Source organism: Tunturiibacter psychrotolerans (assembly GCF_051013365.1).
Classification (GTDB): domain Bacteria; phylum Acidobacteriota; class Terriglobia; order Terriglobales; family Acidobacteriaceae; genus Edaphobacter; species Edaphobacter psychrotolerans_A.
The window spans coordinates 2,568,701-2,588,109 of the sequence record NZ_CP132941.1 but is presented as its reverse complement, the minus strand read 5'-3'; the positions used below and the strand labels follow the sequence as shown (position 1 = coordinate 2,588,109).

The window sequence follows — 19,409 nt, the reverse complement described above, 5'->3', positions numbered from 1 at the left end:
CCGAAGGGCGAAGATCCGGTAGGTGAGCTTAAGCGCGACGCGTTGTGATCTAAACTTCCTGCTTCAGGCTCTGGCGTGCACCGGATGCGTTGATCGGTTATAGCCAGAGTGGCGCTGTAAGACGATCGCTGCGGCGCCTCTCAATCTCGCCAATTCGCCGCCGCTCGCGATCTCTAGCCGAGGCGGAGTACCTGCGAGCATTGTGGCCTGTAGCTCATTTTCCACGATCGGCCCGAAACGATTCCAATAGGTGGTCAACGCTCCCGTGATCAAAATGACCTCAGGGGAAATGGCGGCCGTGATGAGACGGAGGCCCTTGCCCAGGAAGCTGGCTTGCTTCGAAATTGCTTGAATAGCCTGCTTGTCTCCCTCCTCTGTAAGTTGAAGCAAATCATGGATGGTCACCTTCCGCGCATCAGGAGCTAACTCAGCATAAAAGCGCAACGCCGCGTCCGAAGACGCGAAAGTCTCCCAGCATCCATGCAATCCGCACCCACACAATATGCCTGTGGGATCAAGTGGAATGTGACCGAACTCCCCAGCCAGACCGTTTTTTCCTGAGAGCAGTTGCCCATTTGCGAGAATCGCAGTTCCGAGACCCTCTGACAAACTAACGAGCACTGCGTTCCGAATTCCATCCATCCGCCCGAACCAGAGTTCAGAGAGTAGACACGCATTTGCATCGTTGTCCATTTCTACTTGCAGCTTCAGCTTCTGCTGAAGAACTTTTTTGATATCAAACCCCGACCAGCTAAGATTCGGGGCGAGTATCAGTCGCTGCGAGTCAGGGTCGACTCGACCCGGAAGACTGACACCTGCGCCTTCAAAAGTCTTCTCCGGATGTTGATCCATAAGGCTGCGCATCGCAACTCCGAGTTTGGCGACGGACTGTTCTGGATCGGAAGTAATCGGCGTCGCCATCTGCGCGAGGAAGCGACCATTAAAATCAACTACTGCCAGATAAGCCTGGCGGGGCCGCACATCCGCGACGATTGTAACCAGGTTGGAATTCAATGACAGCATCGTCGGGCGCCGCCCACGTGGCCTACGCACTGTCTGCCCTTCAATGATCCACCGCTCGGCTATAAGTTGATCAACAATCGACGAGATAGTGCTTGGTTGGAGGCCAGACAGCCTGGAGAGGTCCGCACGAGCAACCGGTTGCCGAGACCGGACTAGCTCCAGGATGATGTCGCGATTGTGTTCTCTTGCTTTCTCGCTGGAAGAGACTTCCGCGTAGGCCAGATCGATCCGTTTCGATCCACGACTGGTAAGAATCCGTTTCGGGCTTCCGATAGACCTCACTAGCAACCCCTTATGGTTTGAATCCCTGAGCAAGTGCGACAAGTTCTGGAAAGAAGCATATAAGTTGAAAGTACCGTGGAACAAGCATTTGTCAGATGCCACATTAGACGCCAATCGATGAGATGCCGTAAGTTCGATCTCCTCTGAAGAAACCGTAAAGGTGACCAACTGAACATCGACGCCTTTACGACGCCTTCTAAATTGCAGTTTTCCTCGGAAAATCGAAAGTCCGTAAACTATTGCATTTTTGGTGCCATCTGTCTGGCAACCGTGTCTCGATCCTTCTGTTCCAGTTCATTCATTTTGGCGAATTCGGCTTGCGCCTCTTTTCGTTGCCCCATGGAAAGGTAAAGGTGTGCCAACCGCCAATGCGCATCTTTTTGTGCAGGGTCCATTTCAATAGCGCGCAAGAAGTTAGTTTTAGCTTGTTCATTAGCTCCGGCCGCAGCATCGAGGATGCCCATATCGAGATAACTTAGCCGAATCACTTTAGGCTGCAAGAATGCTCGCTGAAGGTAACTTCGAGCAGCGCTGTTGTTATTCTGTTTGATCGCTATGTCGGCTAGATAGGTCAATGCCTGCGCATGATTTGGATCATCTCTGAGTTCAAGCTTAAGCTCTTCCCTTGCCTCGTCGAACTTATGTTCTTTCCAAAGCAAATATCCGAGACCGAAGTGAACGTCAGGTTCATTAGGTGACGCCTTTTCTGCCTCGCGGAACTGTTTGATTGCTTCTTCCGTTTTATTGAGCCCATCGAGAGCCTCGCCTGCCAACATGTCGGCCTGAGCCGACTCGGGCCTTAGTCTCACAATCTCTTGAAACTGATCGAGCGTGCACTGATACTGCTCTGCCCAGAGACAGCTTTGTGCCAGAGTCATTCTCAACTGGAGATTCTCAGGAGAAGAATTGACGGCGGCTGTCAGATAGGGCACGGCCTCCACATACTTCCCCAACCCGTAGTAGCTCATGGCGAGAAGGAGCTTTGGCTTGATTTCATCGGGAGATTCGGCTACAGCAGCCTGCAGAGGTTGAACCGCTTCTTCAAGCTTTTGCTGTTTAAATAGAGCAAGTCCCAGATCGACTTCGAGTCCTGGCAGATGCGAGTGTAGTTGGAGTGCCTCTCGATACGCGATCACGGCTTCCGGATAATTTCCCTCGAGTGCCCTTATCAAACCTAAATGAGCCCAAGCATCCGAATTCCGGGGGTTATCTGTGGCGAGCTCGGACCAGATCTTCTCAGCTGCTGAGAAGTCTCCCTGTTTTTCATACGCAAGAGCTTGTTGCATCTTGGTGGGTGTGGAATGTGTCTGAGCGAAAGCGTGCGAAAAGGTTGCGGCGCATACGACGAAACGAAGCAGGAGCCGAGTTTTGTGGAGTGGACGCATCATGGGAGCCGAAGGAATATATATAAGTATGCTATCGGAACAATTGCAGGTTCGACGGTGAAGCTAAAGAAAAGCAGTGGCTGAGAAAAAGCCACTGCTCGGGGTTATGTCACTTGAAATAGTTTTGATCCATCAGAACAAGAACTTGGCTCCAAACTGAAGAACACGCGGATCGTAGGTCGAGGTGACCCGCCCAAAGTTGCCACTGGTAAAGCCGGTACTGACGTTATTAAATTCAGTGTGGTTGAAGGTGTTATAGGATTCGGCTCGGAACTGGAACCTTGGCCCTTCGTGAGAGGTAAGCCTAAACTCTTTGAAGACGGCAAGATTCCAGTTGAAAAGCCCAGGGCCGACGATCGCATCCTTACCGGCACTCCCGTAGCCTTGATTAGTGCCACCAGCCCAGGGTGCGAGAGGTGCTGCGAAGGCAGCGGTGTTGAACCACGCAAGCTGCTTCTTGGGGTAACCGACGTGGCTAACGAGATTTGGGCGATTGGTGGTACCGCCTCCCAGGCCAAGGGTATCGGTTCCGTAGTTCACATTGATCGGAACGCCACTCTCTGCGACCGTTACTCCGGAGATCTGCCATCCGCCTATCAAATTACGCTCCCAGGCACTGTTCGAATGGAGGAAGAACGGGAGTTCATAGATGTAGTTTGCGTTAAAGATATTGCGGCGATCAAAGAGGCCAGACCCGCGGTCATAGTTCAGATTGAATGGATCTGAGACCTGTCCGCCCGAACCGGACAACGTGGAAGAGGTAAGATCGCCACTTTGGATATCAATCTCGTGCGACCAGGTGTACGCGAGCTGGATGGAAAAGCCGTGTTTGGCTTCCATGCGCAGGGCTGTCTGCAAGGAATGATAGCTGCTGTTGGTGGTGTTCTCGGTTTGGGTGATATTACCCCATCCCGGAAAGGTCCTGAAGAAGTTCGCATTTTCTCCACCTGCAACCGCCTGGCGTTCCGTAAACAAGCCGGTACCAGGGTCGCTAAGAGGCAGAGTATTGATCGCACGTTCGACGTTCTGATGCCAGCCCGTCACGCCAACATACTGTACCGACGCTACAACGGACGGTGCCACTTCGCGTTGGATTCCCAGGCTAAATTGAATCGTTCCGGGATTCGGATAGTTGTACGCCAGATTGGTGAAGTTCGCTGGAGAAGTTGGAGATGAAGCCAGAGCTCCATTCAGGCTGCTTTGATTTGGATTGGAGAAATAAATAGCGTTTACTGAAGGTTGATAGGCGAACGGTGGATTTACGTCAGTCCCATAGATGTCGTTTCCTTGAACGCGTTCGAAGAACATACCAAAGCCCGACCGGATAACGGTTTTTCCGTCACCCGAGAGGTCATAGGCAAAGCCGACGCGAGGCTGAACGGTTCCGTAGGAGTTTTGCACCAACCCCCTCGGAATTCCCTGACCAGCGAGCTCCACGCCATTCAAATAGAACGGCACTGGTGCGCCTGCGGGCTGACTGAATCCAGCTCCGTTGGGATTTAGAGTTCCATCAGCTCGAGGAACTTGCGCGTTGGCAAGACTGAAGGCTGACGGAATGAAATTCGACGTACGGTTGTTTTTTTCATAGACATGTGGCAGAGCATCGTACCGAAGGCCGAGGTTGAGAGTAAGTCTGGGTAGAGCATGCCAATTATCTAAGGCATAAGCCGAATAGGTGTTATTGACCCAGTGAGCAGTCTCCTGAGCCTGAAGCTGGGTATAACCGTTCGCAAATCCGAGCAGGAAGTTTACATAGGAGTCTTTCGCATAGGCTCCGTCATTGAAGGTGTAGTCGCCCTGCGTGTCCGCTTGTTGCTGCTGATTTTTGTCCATTCGCATGTAACCAGCACCGAATTTGAAGGAGTGCTTCCCACGGGTCCAGGACAGGTCATCACGAATTTGGTAGTCGAGAAACGAATTATGCCAAGGCCAGTAGTTGGTCGTGTACGTAGTCCCAGGCCCGACTCCAGAGAAGGCAACAGATGGCAACCGGTTGAGCGCATTGTTACCGGTAAAAATTCCCGTGGCTGTCCACCCCGCGGGTTGTTGGTAGATACCTGCGTTTGTGATATCGATCGTGTTGCCATTAACATTTAGGGCGGTCTCATTCAAGAGAGTTGGAGAGATAACCTGCCCCAGGCTGATGACGGAAGCCCATGATGGATTTGCGAAGACATCTCCTACAGTGGGGTAGCTGTCGCCACTCCACATAACTGGGAAGATGGTTTGCGACATCTGATCGTGAATCCAATGGCCCATGAGGTGCAGTTTGTCGTTGATGTTGTGATCGACTCGAACAACGTCCTCTCGTACATCTGTAGGCTGTTTGGGGGAAGCAATGTACTGATTGCCAGGAGCGTTAGGCATTGGAATTGCCCCGGTTCCCATAAAGAGGACGGCATTGGAGTCAAACAGTTGGTGAGGAATCGTTGAGACACAGGCAGTCGCGCTGGAACATGTGTGCGCAAAGGGCTGCCCGGCCGTCAGCCCTAATGAGCTATATTGCGCCAGTTTGGCCGGGTCCGCGGTCACCGGAACCAGCGGCAGCACGGCAGCATTATTTGCGACGTAGTCTGTATAACTCAGATCCTGTCCCGCAACAGGGAAGTTCGAAGCAGGAATCGTTTGCGCAGCGTTCGGATTGGCGCCCTGAACAAACTTACGCCACTCTTCGCTCCAGAAGAAGAAGGTCTTCTTGCGATCCTTATTGTAGAGGCCGGGAATCCAAACTGGACCTCCAATGTCTCCTCCATAGATATTCAAACGAAGTTCCGGCTTCGGTTGCCCAGCCTGCTTCGAGAAATAGTTGTTCGCGTCGTAGGCATCGTTGCGGTTGAACTCCCACAACCCACCATGGAAATCGTGGGTCCCGGATTTGAGAATCATGGTTACGGTGCCGCCTGACGAAATTCCATAATCAGGACTGTAGTTACTACTCAGTATTTGAAACTCGGCGATCACGTCCGGAGCTGGCATCACATCCAGTTTGCCTCCGCTCCCGCGGTCATAAACTTCGCCACCATCAATGAGCCAATTGTTATGGTCCGGACGCATGCCGTTAAAACTCAGATTGAAACTGCTGCCCTGCGCCGTAACACCATTGAAGGAAGGGTTGGTGGTGGAGACGCCTGTTCCCAGGGTCGTCAGTGAAATTACATTGCGGCCATTCGTCGCCAGTTGCTCGATTTGTTTTCCCGTGATGAGAGAGCTGACCTCATTTGTTTCCGATTGAACCTGAAGAGCATTGGCCTCAATTGTGACCGTTTGCGACTCTGCTCCCACGGAGAACGTAATGTTCGCCCGGAGCGTTTGCGCAACGTTCAGTACAAGCCCCGACGTCGAAAAGGTCTTAAATCCAAGGCACGTAGCTTTCAAATCGTAGATTCCGATTTCTAATCCCGAGAAGTCGTAAAGACCTGATTGACCTGACTGCGTTGTTCGAACGGTTCCTGTCGCCCGCTGCGTTGCGGTTATTGTGGCGTTCGGAACAACGGCTCCAGACGGGTCCGTCACAATGCCGGTGATCTCTTGGGCTCCTGCCAGAAGCGTCGTACAAACGAAAAACATAAAGACCTTCAAAACGCTTGTGAAAAGTTTCATATCTCTCTCTCCTCGTCCCAGCCTCAAAAGTCTTGCTCGGTGTTATTTCGGACAAACAAAAATATTGTGCAGTGCACCTATACGTTGGCTTTCTGATCGAAACTGAATGGGGTTTGGGTTCGTGGCCGAAAACAGATAATCGTGAAAGGTATCCATTCTAAAAAAAGCTTGGAACGCAGCAAAATTTGCCCGTCCATCGGTAATTGTCGGTCGAAAAGCTCAGAGGAATCCCCGATATCTTCGGGATCTGTACCGTCAAATTACAAAAGCTCTTGGCCGTTTTGATAATTATTTCCCTCGCGAAATAAATCGTGCTATAACGTTTTAATGATTGCGCCGCGAATAGTATCGGTCTTCGAGGTTGGCTGTCAAGCGCAAATTGACGGACCCTCGTATTCGATACGTGCACACACTGTATCTTCTGTTGCGGGGACTAGATAGCTCGATTAGTTACTTACACGGTGACGAGCAGACGACGCGTGAAAGGAGACCTTCCGGGATGTGCAGAAGGTACTATCGTTCATTTCATGAATCGGGAATGGAAGCTATGGCCGGTCTCAGTGCGACGGACAACTCGGCGATATTTCCTCAGGAAAGGTGCGATGTTAACCCTGCGACATTTCAGCCTGTCATTTTAGAAATACCGCCCTCACGGAATCGCCAGCTTGTCACAATGCGGTGGGGGATGATTCCTCGTTTCGCCAAGTCTCTGACTCTATTTCGAGGGTCTGCCACGATGAATGCTAAAGCTGAAACGTTATCGATGCGATCAATGTGGCTTGACCCGCTATATAACGGACGGTGCCTCGTACCCGTCTCAGGCTTCTATGAGTGGAAAGACTCTGACCTGGATAGAAAATCCTATGCCGTAGAAATGACAAACCGAAAGCCATTTGCGCTGGCAGCTCTGTGGGACTCGTGGAAGAATCCTCTAAACGATCAAGAGATCCTCAGTTACAGCATCATCACCACGCAATCTAACAATTTATTAGATTGCGTGAGTACGCGGATGCCCGTAATCGTTGAGGCCTGCAACTATGATCGGTGGCTTACGAGAGACGAAAAGAGCAACCCGCCGTACGACCTGCTTCGTCCACTGGCATCAGAAAAGATGACGCTTACTGAGTGTGAGAGCCAACCTCTTGACCATCGGCCCAATTAGGTGTCGTCTGCGAAAAATACTGTAGATTCTATAACTGAAAGCGGTGCGCTACTTTTACGATCGCCGCACTCGCAAATGACAGGATAATCATGTATCTCGGAATTGACTGTGGAACTCAAGGCACAAAGGCTCTTTTGGTCGATGCAAATGGATTTCCATGCGGTCATGGCTATGCACGACATCAGATTATCGAACGTGAATCTGGGGCTCGAGAGCAGAACCCCGAGTGGTGGATTAGCGCGTTACGTGTTGCAGTATCGGAAGCGATTGCTCCCGTGGCAGATCGGGTGATTGCAATCGGAGTTTCAGGGCAACAGCACGGCCTAGTGGTCTTGGACGAGAACCATCAGGTCATTCGACCAGCGAAACTATGGAACGACACTGAAACGTCCGCTCAGAACGAGGAATTGATTCAACAATTTGGCGGGCGTTCGGAGTGGTTTTGCCGCTTTGGCATCGTTCCGCTCACAGGCTACACAGTTTCAAAGCTCCTATGGTTGAAAGAAAAAGAGCCTCATCACTTCACTCGTATACGTCACATCTTGTTACCTCACGAATACCTGAACTTCTGGCTCACTGGTGAGATTTGCGCTGAACCCGGGGATGCTTCCGGAACTGCTTTTTTCAATGTGAACACCCGGACGTGGCAGCGTGAGATCCTGGACTTTATCGACGGTGGCACCGGACAACTCTTCGCCGCTCTACCACGCCTGATCGGCTCCGACGATGTTGTGGGTCGGATACGACCGGAGGTTGCTGCCGAACTAAAATTGCCGTCGACCACCGTTGTCTCCTCTGGAGGAGGTGACAACATGATGGGCGCAATCGGAACTGGAAACGTTCGCGAGGGCAACGTCACGCTAAGCCTTGGAACCTCGTCCACTGTATATTCGTTCAGCGAGAGAGCTCCCAAAGACCCAACCGGCAATGTCGCTCCGTTCTGCTCCTCATCCGGTGGTTGGTTGCCCCTTGTATGCACGATGAATGCTACAAACGTGGTGACTGCGACGGTTGCCCTTATAGGGCAGAGTTTGGCAGACATCGACACTGCTCTTGATTTAACCGAACCGGGGGCAAGTGGTTTGACTTTTCTGCCTTTTCTTAGCGGGGAGCGTACTCCTGATCTGCCCAATGCGCGAGGATCGCTGGTCGGCATCTCTACGACCAATTACACCAAGTCCAATTTTCTTCGCGCTACTGTTGAGGGAGTGACCTTCGGTATCCTAAACGGGTTGGACCTTGTCCTCGCCGGGAAGCGAGCAGAGTCTATCCAGGTCATTGGAGGAGGGGCTCGTTCCTCAGCCTGGAGGCAATTACTCGCTGATGCAACTGGCGCTCAAATCAATACGCCAGCCGAAGAAGAGTCGGGCTGTCTCGGAGCGGCAATTCAGGCGATGGTAGCTTCTAGTCGAATGAATGGGATCGCCCAGACATTTCAGAGCGTAACGGATCGATGTGTCCGTATCGATGGACACTCAACCTCCGAACCGCGAGCGGATTTTCGCGCTCTGTATGATTTATCTCGGCATCGATATAACGAACTACTTCGAGAACTCTACCGACCTTAGATTCGAATCGTTACTACTCGCGAAAGACGAGTGGGAGACTCTCGACGAAGTATGGATTTCGATCGGTACTTTTTATTGACAATAATAGGCACATGCCCATATATTTCGAGGCGCGTAAAAAATCTAAGATAGGCGAGACTTTAAATGCATTTGGCCTCAGCGGCAGTTCTATTCGCCTCTTCGCAACTGACTCATCTTGTGCCGCTCGATGTCCTCATCCTGGTGCTGTACTTTGCTGTTGTTATCTTTATCGGATTTTATGTAAAAGGTTCAACCAATACGAGCGAGGAATTCTTTCTTGCAAACCGTGAAATGAGTGCCTGGATTGCTGGGCTGAGCTTTGTCTCAGCGAATTTAGGATCGCTGGAACTCATGGGATGGGCTGGCTCCGCTTATCAATATGGCATTTTAGCGATGCATTGGTATTGGATCGGAGCTATTCCGGCAATGCTCTTTCTCGGCATTGTGATGATGCCGTTCTATTACATTTCACGAACCCACTCTGTGCCGGGGTATCTCAAGCTGCGATTTGGCGAGGGTGCCCGGGGTCTTTCGGCGGCCTGCTTTGCTTTTATGACGATCCTGATGTCCGGCGTAAATATGTATGCCATGGCCGTAGTAATGCAAACCGTACTTGGCTGGAATATGACGTTTTCGATATGGGTCGGAGCAATTACAGTTGCAATTTATGTAATGCTGGGCGGTCTCCGCTCGGCGATCATTAACGAAGTTTTACAGTTTGTTTTGACCTGGGCTGGTGCAGCACTAATTCCGATCCTTGGCCTTATCGAGGCTGGAGGATGGACGAATCTCAAAGCTCAAATCGCAAGGAACGTAGGATCGAACGATTACACTCATCTTTGGTCTACGTTGGGTAGCTTTAAATCGAATCCGATGGGCATCCACTGGACGGGAATAGTCTTTGGCTTGGGTGGCGTCATTAGTTTTGGTTACTGGACTACCGATTTTCTTGTAGTACAGCGTGTGCTCTCCGCTAATAACTTGCGGTCGGCTAAGTTGGCGCCAGTGATTGGCGCAGCATTCAAGATGGCGGTCCCACTTATCGTCATAGTTCCGGGTTTGCTGGCACTTGCCGTATTAAAAAATGCAGACGGAAGTCTCATGCATTTAGTTCCTGGCGATGTCGCAAAAATTACTGGGCAGCACGCCTACGACGAAGTACTTCCCCTCATGCTGATCCGATATTGCGGACCAGGTCTCTTAGGACTTGGCATCACCGCGTTGGTAGCAGGATTTATGAGCGGCATGGCTGGAAATGTCAGCGCCTTCTCCACCGTGTGGACCTATGATCTCTACGGCGCTTATATAAACAAGAAGGCGAGCGATAAACATTATGTCGCGATGGGCCGATGGTCAACGGTCATAGGTATGTTGATCTCGATCCTGACCGCCTACCTCGTTGCACACGCAACCTCAATTATGGACTATGTGCAAGCGCTCTTTAGCTTCTTCATCGCACCGCTGTTTGGAACGGTTATCATCGGAATGCTTTGGAAACGGGCGACTAAAGAGGGTGGGTTTTGGGGCCTGTTGGCAGGCACAATAGGATCCATCGCAATGTTTATTTACGTGCACGTGGGGGGCAAGCAGGCCCTTTCACGCATTGCCCTTTCGTCTGATGCGCAACCTATGGCCGAGAACATGTACCGCGCTTTATGGAGTTGGATTCTTTGCGTTGTCATCACGATCGGGGTAAGTCTTTTTGCCAAACCAAAATCTGACAGTGAATTGAATGGGCTCGTCTACGGCGCAACAGCTATTCCGGACGATGGGTCAAGCACTCTTCTGCAAAAGCCTATCTTTTGGGCCAGCGTAGTTGCAGTCATTTTCGTCTTTCTCAATCTTATTTTTTTCTAGGCCAAATTCGATATAAGGGGCACCCTCATGGCAGAAGGCACCGGGCGAGGCGATTTACTCTCTATTTGGTTTTTTGTAGGCCTTCTGACTCTTCTTTATGGGATCGTACTTTTCCCCTACGGAGCTTGGGCCTGGGCAACAGGGCGAGAAGCACATACCGTCTTGTTCCAACTTCATCCCACCTTTTGGTGGGGTCTTCTTCTCACCATTTTTGGAGGCTTCTATACAAAAAGGTTTTGGCCGCGGAGTGAAGACCGAACAAAGACGTAAGAGTTGAAATATTTCAGAATTGCTCGCGTCAATTTATTAAGTTTTGAGCATTCGCTTGCCAAGTCACTTTGTCAGAGAGCCTCGATCGAAGTGGGCGCCCAGTTCACAATTCATTGCAAGACTCGGAGTCTTCCTTATGGATAAATTCAGCACGACACTGCTAGCTATTTCGCTTTGTTCCTACGCGTTCAGTCAGACAGCAGATCGCCTCCCCTATCAAGATTCCCATCTTCCTGCCCAGCAACGAGCCGCTGACTTGGTCAGTCGCATGACCCTCGACGAAAAAGCCGCACAACTGGAAGATTGGGCCACCGCGATTCCACGGCTCGGGGTGCCGGACTATCAAACTTGGAGTGAAGCTCTGCATGGAGTCGCAAACTCCGGATTTGCCACGGTCTTTCCACAAGCTATCGGTTTGGCGGCCACCTGGAACCCAGCGCTCGTTCAACAGATTGGCGATGTTATTTCCACGGAAGGACGTGCGAAATTCAACCAGGCGCAGCGAGAGGGCAATCATCGAATCTTCTACGGGCTCACGTTTTGGTCGCCGAACATTAATATCTTTCGCGACCCACGCTGGGGCAGAGGACAGGAAACCTACGGAGAGGACCCATTTCTCACCGGAAAGATGGGCGTAGCTTTCATCACGGGAGTGCAAGGATCTGATCCCGACCACCCTAAAGCGATTGCAACCAGCAAACACTTTGCCGTACACAGTGGTCCAGAGTCCCAGCGCCACGTCTTCGACGCGAAGATCGAGCCGCGGGATCTGGAAGAAACCTACCTGCCTGCGTTTCGTTCCACTGTAGTCGATGGACATGTAAAGTCGGTAATGTGTGCGTACAACGCTGTCGACGGCGTTGCTGCCTGCGCGAACGACATGCTGCTTAAGGAACATCTGCGTGAGGCATGGCATTTCAATGGCTTTGTTGTTTCCGACTGCGCTGCGATTGTGGATGTCACAAACGGACATCACAATGCTCCAGACATCATGCACGCTGCAGCCCTTTCCATCCGGGCGGGCACTGATCTGTCGTGCAGCATCTGGTCGCCGGGCTTCAACACTTTGGCTGCTGCCGTTCGCCAAGGAGTAGTTCCCGAAGATCTGTTGACACGCTCTGCGGAAAGACTCTATACGGCGCGTTTCCAACTTGGAATGTTCGATACTTCGGGCCTCTACGACGCCATTCCGTATTCAGTGAATGCATCAGACGAACATCGTGCGATTGCGCTGAAAGCAGCGGAAGAATCGCTTGTGCTCTTGAAGAACGATGGATTATTGCCGTTGGAGAAAAACCCCAATCAAATCGCCGTGATAGGACCAACCGCCGATCTATTGGTTTCCTTGGAGGGCAACTACAACGGTACAGCGTTGCATCCTGTCTCTCCGCTAGATGGCATAGAACAACAGTTTCCGCATGCGAAGATTCACTACGCACAGGGCGCGTCGCTCGCCGCTGGAGCGGAGGTTCCAGTACCTCGCACTGCTTTTGTCGAAGGTCTGAAGACAGAGTTTTTCGCGACAGCGGACTGGACTGGACGACCTGTGGCTACCCGGACTGATCACGAGATTCAATACAATTGGCGCGACTCGCCACCGACGCCCGAAGTTGCAACCCATGACTACTCTGTTCGTTGGAGCGGGAAAATACAGATGCCTGCATCTGGTAAATACAGATTCACATTGGAAGGTGGCCAAAACTTTCCTTACTCCCCTAAAGAAAGCTACCGGGTAGTCTTTAACGGAAAAGTCCTGCTCGAAGGAAACCTGAACGGAGGAAAGTTGGAGATGGGTGCCTTCTCTGTGCAGTCGGGTGCCTCTCCAACCGCACCTCCGGTGATGTCGGGGTCCAAGCCCGCGAACTTTGAGTTAAATTTGGGCGATACCAGGCCGCATAACATTGAGGTGTTCTATAGCCATTCGGGCGACCGCGCAGGCGGAGGACTAACGCTAAAATGGCAAGCTCCTGTACAGGCACAACTCGACGAAGCCGTAACGGCTGCGAAGCAATCTGATGTCGTGGTTGTCTTCGTGGGCCTCTCTCCGCAGTTAGAAGGAGAAGAGATGCCTATTAAAATTGAGGGTTTTAGCGGAGGAGACCGCACCAACATCGACTTACCTGCGTCGCAGCAGCGCATGCTCGAAGCTGTTGCCGCCACAGGAAAACCAATCGTCATAGTCTCTTTAAGTGGGAGTGCCCTCGCGCTTCGATGGGCCAAGCAACATGCGAACGCGATCCTACAAGCGTGGTACCCGGGTGTTGATGGTGGAACGGCTATTGCACGAACCATTGCCGGCCTAAACAACCCCGCTGGACGGCTTCCGGTGACCTTCTATGCATCAACCGACGATCTCCCCGCATTCACGAACTACTCCTTGAAGAACCGCACCTATCGATACTTCTCTGGGGAACCCCTCTGGGGATTCGGGTTCGGAATGAGCTACACGACGTTCAAGTATGGCCAGATCTCTCTTTCGGAGACATCGCTTGATGCGGGCAATCCGCTTACAGCAACCGTGGCAGTGTCCAACACCGGAAGCCGAGAAGGAGACGAAGTAGTCGAAGCTTACCTGAAGACTCCCCAGGTGAATGGACCTGTGCGGACACTCGTGGGTTTCCAACGAGTGCACCTAAATCCTGGAGAGCATCGCAATGTGTCGCTCGTGCTTGCTCCCCGTTCTCTTTCAAGCGTTGATGATCTCGGGCAGCGATCCATTTTGCCGGGCACCTATCAACTAACCTTGGGTAGCGCCCAACCCGGTCAGAGTTCCCAATCATCAGAAACGACTTTCGTTATCCGGAAGACAATGTCGCTACCGAAGTAGGTTTTTCGAATCTCACATCCAATTATCAGCGGCGTAATACCTCTTCACTGGTATACCGCGCATCTTTGAGAAGCTCCCGTCGTGAGCGCTTCATCAAGGCATGTATTACCTACACAATACGTAGATAGAGTCAATGACCGTTCATTGCATACAGACTTGCTAAGCCTCAAGCGCGATTGTTCTCGGCGAAAGTTTGCTGGCCCCGCATAGCCGTCCACAAGTCTTGTAAGGCCGGACACTATACTCAACATGTCATGCATTCACTCCTTCGCGGTGTTCTCCTTCTCATAACGGCAACATCCTACGCCGAACTTCCGCAGCCCCACACCGGCCTGGTTCATACACCCGATGTAGACCTTGCCACCTTTACTTACGGCAAACCCTCCACTGCCACGCCTATCATCGCGGTCAACGGCGGCCCCGGTCTCTCCCACGTGTACATGATCCAGAATGATGTCTGGACGCGGCGTATCGCGGAGCATAGGCAGGTTATCTTCTACGATCAGCGCGGCACTGGTGCCTCCCAGCACTTGCGCCCAGGTGCCACACAGACGGTGGATGCCCAGGTTAACGACCTCGAAGCCGTCCGCGCCTCGCTGCATGTAGAGAAGGCAGACTTCATTGGCGATTCCTATGGAGGCCTGCTCGCCTCCGCCTACGCGGCCGCGCACCCGGAGCACGTCCACACACTGATCCTGTCGGACTCCGCGGCACCAGGCTTTTCCAGACTCCATCCGCGACTGGAAGAGGTTTTTCCCGACGTCATCGCCAAAACAAAAGAACAGATCGACAAACTACATGGCCAGGCCAACTCCGACGCGGAGGCCGCTGATCTCGATCTCCGGGCCCATTTCCGCATGATCTTCTACTCCCAGGAGCTTTGCGACCGATACCTCGCCAATGCTCCCGACCTCGGCTTTGCCCCGGCCACTGGCGAAGCTGTCTCGAAGGCCTTTGCCAACCTCGACCTTACTCCGCAGATGGCGCACTTCCACTTCCCGACACTTGTGATCCAGGGCCGCTTCGATCTGAACGTGACCCCCGACATCTCCTGGACAGTGGCCCACACCATTCCCGGAGCGCAACTCGTCTGGTTCGAAAAAAGCGGTCACCTGCCCTACTACGAAGAACCCGATAAATACGTCACGATCGTCAATCAATTCCTGCACGACCACGATGCCACTCACGATTAGGCGCATCGCACTCACTAAATCTTGCAGCATCATGAATTTACCGGCTTGAAATAAACATGGGACATCCTTGCCGATTCGTTAGGCAGAGTCCTGCAACATGCTCTGTGGAAAAGGGAAATCAAACCGCGAAAACGGGGCAATTGCACACTTCCACTTCGGTGACTCAACTGCAATAACGCGGGTTGCATCACCCATCCCCGCAGTACCGGAGCCCCAATGAAGCTTGGACGTCTTGCCCGCTTGCTAGCACTTCCTGTCGCCCTCACTCTCACTACTCTCGCTGCCGATGCAGATACCTTCGACTGGAGCCTCACCGGTCCAGCAGCATCGCTCGGTGGCTTCCCCGGAACCGGCAGTGGAACTCTCACAGCAACTCAGTCCGCTGGCGATGAATGGGTGATTAATTCCATCACCGGAACTTTCGACGACAGCGCCATCACCGGCTTGGTTAAGTTCGAGTTCAGCGACAATCTCCTGTTTCCCAACAGCACCTTCCTCGATACCGACGGTCTCGGCTTCGAAACCGCCAATGGCACAGAGGTCAACGTCTGGAGCGCCTACGCACCCGGCTCCACCGATATCACTCCCGGCAACAACTACAGCGAGATCGTCAGCGGCAGCGGCTTCGGCGTAGGTACCTTCTCACTGACTCCCGTAGCTGCCACCCCGGAGCCTTCAACCCTCGTTCTGTTCGGTACGGGTCTGCTGAGTGCAGCAGGCGTCGCACGCCGTCGCTTCCTTCGTTCGTAAAAACGAGAACAACGCATTTTGTCCTGAGCCGTCCTTAGGGACGGCTCTTCTTTTTGCCTGATCGGCCATGGAGCTCCTCTATTTGCAATATGGATCACGATGCGAGTTTGCTGCCGATTCTCTTGCGCCTTTAATCTGCTACACTCTCTCTCCATTAGTCGACGACTAGCAAACAAGGTGCCGATATGAACATCGTTCAAAGTCCGCTCACCCTGATTATGACCATCAAGTCACCTGACGATTTTGCTCAGTTGAGTGGCTTGCTCACCAAGATTCAGAGCGCTCCCCCAGAACAGAATCCAATCTGGGTTGCTCTGACAAAACTGAAGACCGTGCATTTTGCTAGATTCGTCTTTCTCGCGAACAACACCCAGTTAGCGGTCATCACAACGTATGACGGCGACTTCGATAAGTACATCAACGACTTCATCGATACGATCGGAGACGTCTTCAATGCTCTGCTCGCACATATGCAAGGCGCGCCCCCTCTGCCGGTCCAGCAGAATCGGGATGCCTTTCTGGCCTATGTCAAGCAGAATGACCTGCGAGGGCTCGATCCGTTCTACAGCGCGTATCCTCAGGCTTCTGTCGTGACAATCCTCGACGCGCTCAATCAGGGCTGACCTTATGGTGCCGTTGGATGATGTTCAGGGATTAATCCTGCGCAGCTATGGCATGGATTGCGCCGCACTCTTTCTGCTGCGCGTGCAGGATCCGGCTGCTGCACGTCGAACCCTCGGCAGTCTTCCTGTAACCGCGGGTACACTCTGGCAGGAGAAGCCCGCCTTCTGCGTGAACCTCGCCTTCACGATTCAGGGCCTCGCGGCACTGGACGTTTCGCCAGCTTCTCTGAACTCTTTCCCCCAGGACTTCGCAGCGGGCGCCTTCAGCCGTTGTGCCGAGGTCGGTGACATCGGACCCTGCTCTGCTGAAAACTGGGACTACGGACTCGGTCAACCTGGACTGCACGCGATCGTTCTCCTCTTCGCTCAAAGCCCTGACGTCCGTGACGCCCAGACGACCCTGCTTCGACAAACCCTGGTCTCAAGTGGTGCGTGGTCGGAGGTCACGACACTCCCTGGCGATGTCCTCCCAGGTAGTGTTGCCCACTTCGGGTATCGAGACGGCTTTTCCCAGCCGACGGTCGATTGCGGCCTCGAAAATCCATTTCCCGACAAGCAGCCTGTTGCGCCGGCAGGTGAGTTCCTGCTCGGCTACCCCAGCCAGTTCGATCAGTTCAGCTATCCAGTTCCCGTACCGGACGAACTCGGACGCAACGGAAGCTTCATGGTGCTGCGAATATTGGAGCAGGATTGCGCCGCCTTCGACGCACTGCTGAACCAATCGGAGCAGCGCTACGGCATAGAGGGAGAACTTCTGGCGGCAAAGATCATGGGCCGCTGGCGCAACGGAACGCCGCTGAGTATTTCGCCCGGCTCCGATTCGCCGATCCCGCCATTGGCAACTTCGGATTTGAATCAATACGACTACGTCCCGTCAGACGCCATTCTCGATGCCTTCAATGATCGCCGCGGCGTGCGCTGTCCCATCGGCGCTCACATGCGCCGCGCCAATCCGCGGAGCTCAACGATTGCCGGAGATGGCGGTTCACGGCATCGCATCGTACGCCGCGGTATTCCCTACGGCCCGCTTTACGATCCATCGAAGCCGAACGATGGCATCAAGCGCGGTCTTCTCGGCCTCTTTATCGGGGTGAGCATCAAAGACCAGTTTGAGTTCCTCATGTCTGAATGGATGAACGGAAGCACCTTTGCTCCCGGCATCTACGGCACGACTGACCCAATTCTTGGAAACTCTGCCGAAGGAGAAAATACATTCGTCATTCCTCGTGACAACTCCACACCCCTTGTCATCTCGCACTTCCCTCGCCTTGTCACCACTCGAGGCTCCGCCTACACTTTCCTGCCCAGCATCACTGGCCTGCGTTTCATCGCAAATCTTCCACCATCCTTGCCTTCCGATACCCCAAGCTCGACGAGCTAGACGAAAGGTAAATACCTGGATTGCCCCGATCTGGGAGCAGGGATGCCACCGAAGAATCAAACGACCCTTGACAAGGAACCAATACCCTATATCTTGTCTAGGGTAATGTATGGTATTGCTTTGGATCAGTGTAAAAACGTCTGAGAGTATATGGGCTCGAGCAATTTGGGAGATAAGCCAGGATGGCGAATCAAAAATACACAGATATTCTAGAAAAGGTTCAAGAGGATATCCGGTCGGGCCGTTACAGCCCCGGTCAAAGACTGCCTAGCGAGACCGAGCTGGTCAGGCGCTACGGAGCCTCGAGAATGACCGTCTTCAGAGCGATGCATGAGCTACAAACCATGGGGCTCGTCGTGCGCCGTGTCGGCTCGGGGACGTTCGTTGCACAGAGTCCGAAGTCAAAGAGTCATGTCTTTGGATTGCTTATACCGGAACTCGGACAGACGGAGATCTTCGAGTCGATCTGCAAGGGAATGATGGAGTCTCACGAAGCCGTTCGACATTCGCTGCTTTGGGGTAACTCCGCATCCAAAGAAAATGAGAAAGAGGAAGTGGCAGAGCAGCTCTGCCAGCATTACATCTCCCAAAAAGTGTCGGGGGTATTCTTTGCTCCGGTAGAGTTCTCGACTGGACGGTTTAGGGCAAATCACAAAATTGTAGAAGCGCTGGACAACGCTGGGATTCCGGTGGTGCTTCTCGATAGATGTCTTGAGACGTATCCGCGTCGAAGCAGATATGATCTCGTCGGTATAGACAATCGACGAACAGCGTACCAGGCCACGGAACATCTGATCGCTGCTGGTGCAAAGCGTATCGCTTTCATCGCGAGGCCGAATTCCGCACCTACCGTAGATGCCCGTATTGTCGGATTTAGGGAAGCAACTCAGGCTTTTTCACGAACGACGAATCGCGAGGCGGTGAACCTTGGAGACGCGTCGGACCAGACATTCGTCAAAGCAATTTTGAAGAAGGATCGACCCGATGCTTTTCTCTGCGCCAATGACTATACCGCAGGCAAGCTGATGCACACGCTGATGTCGATAGGAGAGCGGATCCCAGAAGACATCAGAATCATGGGGATCGACGATGTGAAGTATGCCAGCCTCCTTCCCGTGCCGCTCACCACACAGCATCAACCCTGCCGAGATATCGGCAGGATCGCTCTAGCGATTATGCTCGATCGAATCGCTAATCCGGATCTCCCCGCAAGGGATGTTTTGCTCGGTTGCCAGCTGGTCGTCCGACAGTCCTGCGGAGCTAAATCCAAGGAGTCGTAAGAAGCGTTGGGTCGCTATCCCGAAAAGAGCCATCGCGCACATGTGCCATCTTCGGTCGCTCCCGAACGAGCTCCTGGAAAATTCAGAGCACTTCGATCAAGCCAACTGAGTCGTTCCTCTCACCACCGGCAGTTACGACCGCTGCAGAGTCTCTGTATTTACGCGGTGTTTTAAGTTGTCTAGGGCA

At 52.8% G+C, this 19,409-nt stretch carries 12 protein-coding genes; 9 read left to right on the top strand and 3 right to left on the bottom strand.

Annotated features, from left to right (window positions below; all coding sequences use genetic code 11):
• Positions 1–63: 63 nt before the first annotated feature.
• The 3 genes from RBB76_RS10955 to RBB76_RS10945 all read right to left on the bottom strand — a co-directional run bounded on the left by RBB76_RS10955 (position 64) and on the right by RBB76_RS10945 (position 6,290).
• Positions 64–1,023, bottom strand: a complete 960-nt coding sequence (locus RBB76_RS10955) for an ROK family protein (protein ID WP_429632409.1) — start codon at positions 1,021–1,023, stop codon at positions 64–66.
• A 518-nt stretch (positions 1,024–1,541) separates the two neighbouring features.
• Positions 1,542–2,591: a tetratricopeptide repeat protein gene (locus RBB76_RS10950; protein WP_429632406.1), complete on the bottom strand. Its 1,050-nt coding sequence runs from the start codon at positions 2,589–2,591 to the stop codon at positions 1,542–1,544.
• A 231-nt stretch (positions 2,592–2,822) separates the two neighbouring features.
• A complete protein-coding gene (locus RBB76_RS10945) occupies positions 2,823–6,290 on the bottom strand; it encodes a carboxypeptidase regulatory-like domain-containing protein (RefSeq protein ID WP_429632403.1) in 3,468 nt (1,155 codons plus the stop codon).
• A 499-nt stretch (positions 6,291–6,789) separates the two neighbouring features.
• On the opposite strand from RBB76_RS10945, the gene RBB76_RS10940 reads away from it, so the two are divergent.
• The 9 genes from RBB76_RS10940 to RBB76_RS10900 all read left to right on the top strand — a co-directional run bounded on the left by RBB76_RS10940 (position 6,790) and on the right by RBB76_RS10900 (position 19,222).
• On the top strand, positions 6,790–7,452 hold the full coding sequence (locus RBB76_RS10940; protein ID WP_429632401.1) for an SOS response-associated peptidase: 663 nt from the start codon (positions 6,790–6,792) through the stop codon (positions 7,450–7,452).
• An 89-nt stretch (positions 7,453–7,541) separates the two neighbouring features.
• Complete coding sequence (xylB, locus tag RBB76_RS10935; RefSeq protein WP_429632398.1) at positions 7,542–9,020, top strand: xylulokinase; 1,479 nt, start codon at positions 7,542–7,544, stop codon at positions 9,018–9,020.
• 144 nt (positions 9,021–9,164) lie between these two features.
• On the top strand, positions 9,165–10,898 hold the full coding sequence (locus RBB76_RS10930) for a sodium:solute symporter family protein (RefSeq protein ID WP_429632396.1): 1,734 nt from the start codon (positions 9,165–9,167) through the stop codon (positions 10,896–10,898).
• 406 nt (positions 10,899–11,304) lie between these two features.
• Positions 11,305–13,995 (top strand): glycoside hydrolase family 3 C-terminal domain-containing protein, encoded by a 2,691-nt coding sequence (locus tag RBB76_RS10925; protein ID WP_429632393.1) that lies wholly within the window; start codon positions 11,305–11,307, stop codon positions 13,993–13,995.
• Positions 13,996–14,249: 254 nt separating this feature from the next.
• A complete protein-coding gene (locus RBB76_RS10920; RefSeq protein ID WP_429632390.1) occupies positions 14,250–15,188 on the top strand; it encodes an alpha/beta fold hydrolase in 939 nt (312 codons plus the stop codon).
• 216 nt (positions 15,189–15,404) lie between these two features.
• Positions 15,405–15,938, top strand: a complete 534-nt coding sequence (locus RBB76_RS10915) for a PEP-CTERM sorting domain-containing protein (RefSeq protein ID WP_429632387.1) — start codon at positions 15,405–15,407, stop codon at positions 15,936–15,938.
• A 185-nt stretch (positions 15,939–16,123) separates the two neighbouring features.
• Positions 16,124–16,561: a hypothetical protein gene (locus tag RBB76_RS10910; RefSeq protein WP_353063895.1), complete on the top strand. Its 438-nt coding sequence runs from the start codon at positions 16,124–16,126 to the stop codon at positions 16,559–16,561.
• 4 nt (positions 16,562–16,565) lie between these two features.
• Positions 16,566–17,942: a Dyp-type peroxidase gene (locus tag RBB76_RS10905; protein WP_429632384.1), complete on the top strand. Its 1,377-nt coding sequence runs from the start codon at positions 16,566–16,568 to the stop codon at positions 17,940–17,942.
• 182 nt (positions 17,943–18,124) lie between these two features.
• Positions 18,125–19,222 carry a GntR family transcriptional regulator gene (locus RBB76_RS10900; RefSeq protein ID WP_429632381.1) on the top strand — a complete coding sequence of 366 codons (1,098 nt, stop codon included), beginning with the start codon at positions 18,125–18,127 and terminating at the stop codon, positions 19,220–19,222.
• The last annotated feature ends 187 nt before the right edge of the window (positions 19,223–19,409 follow it).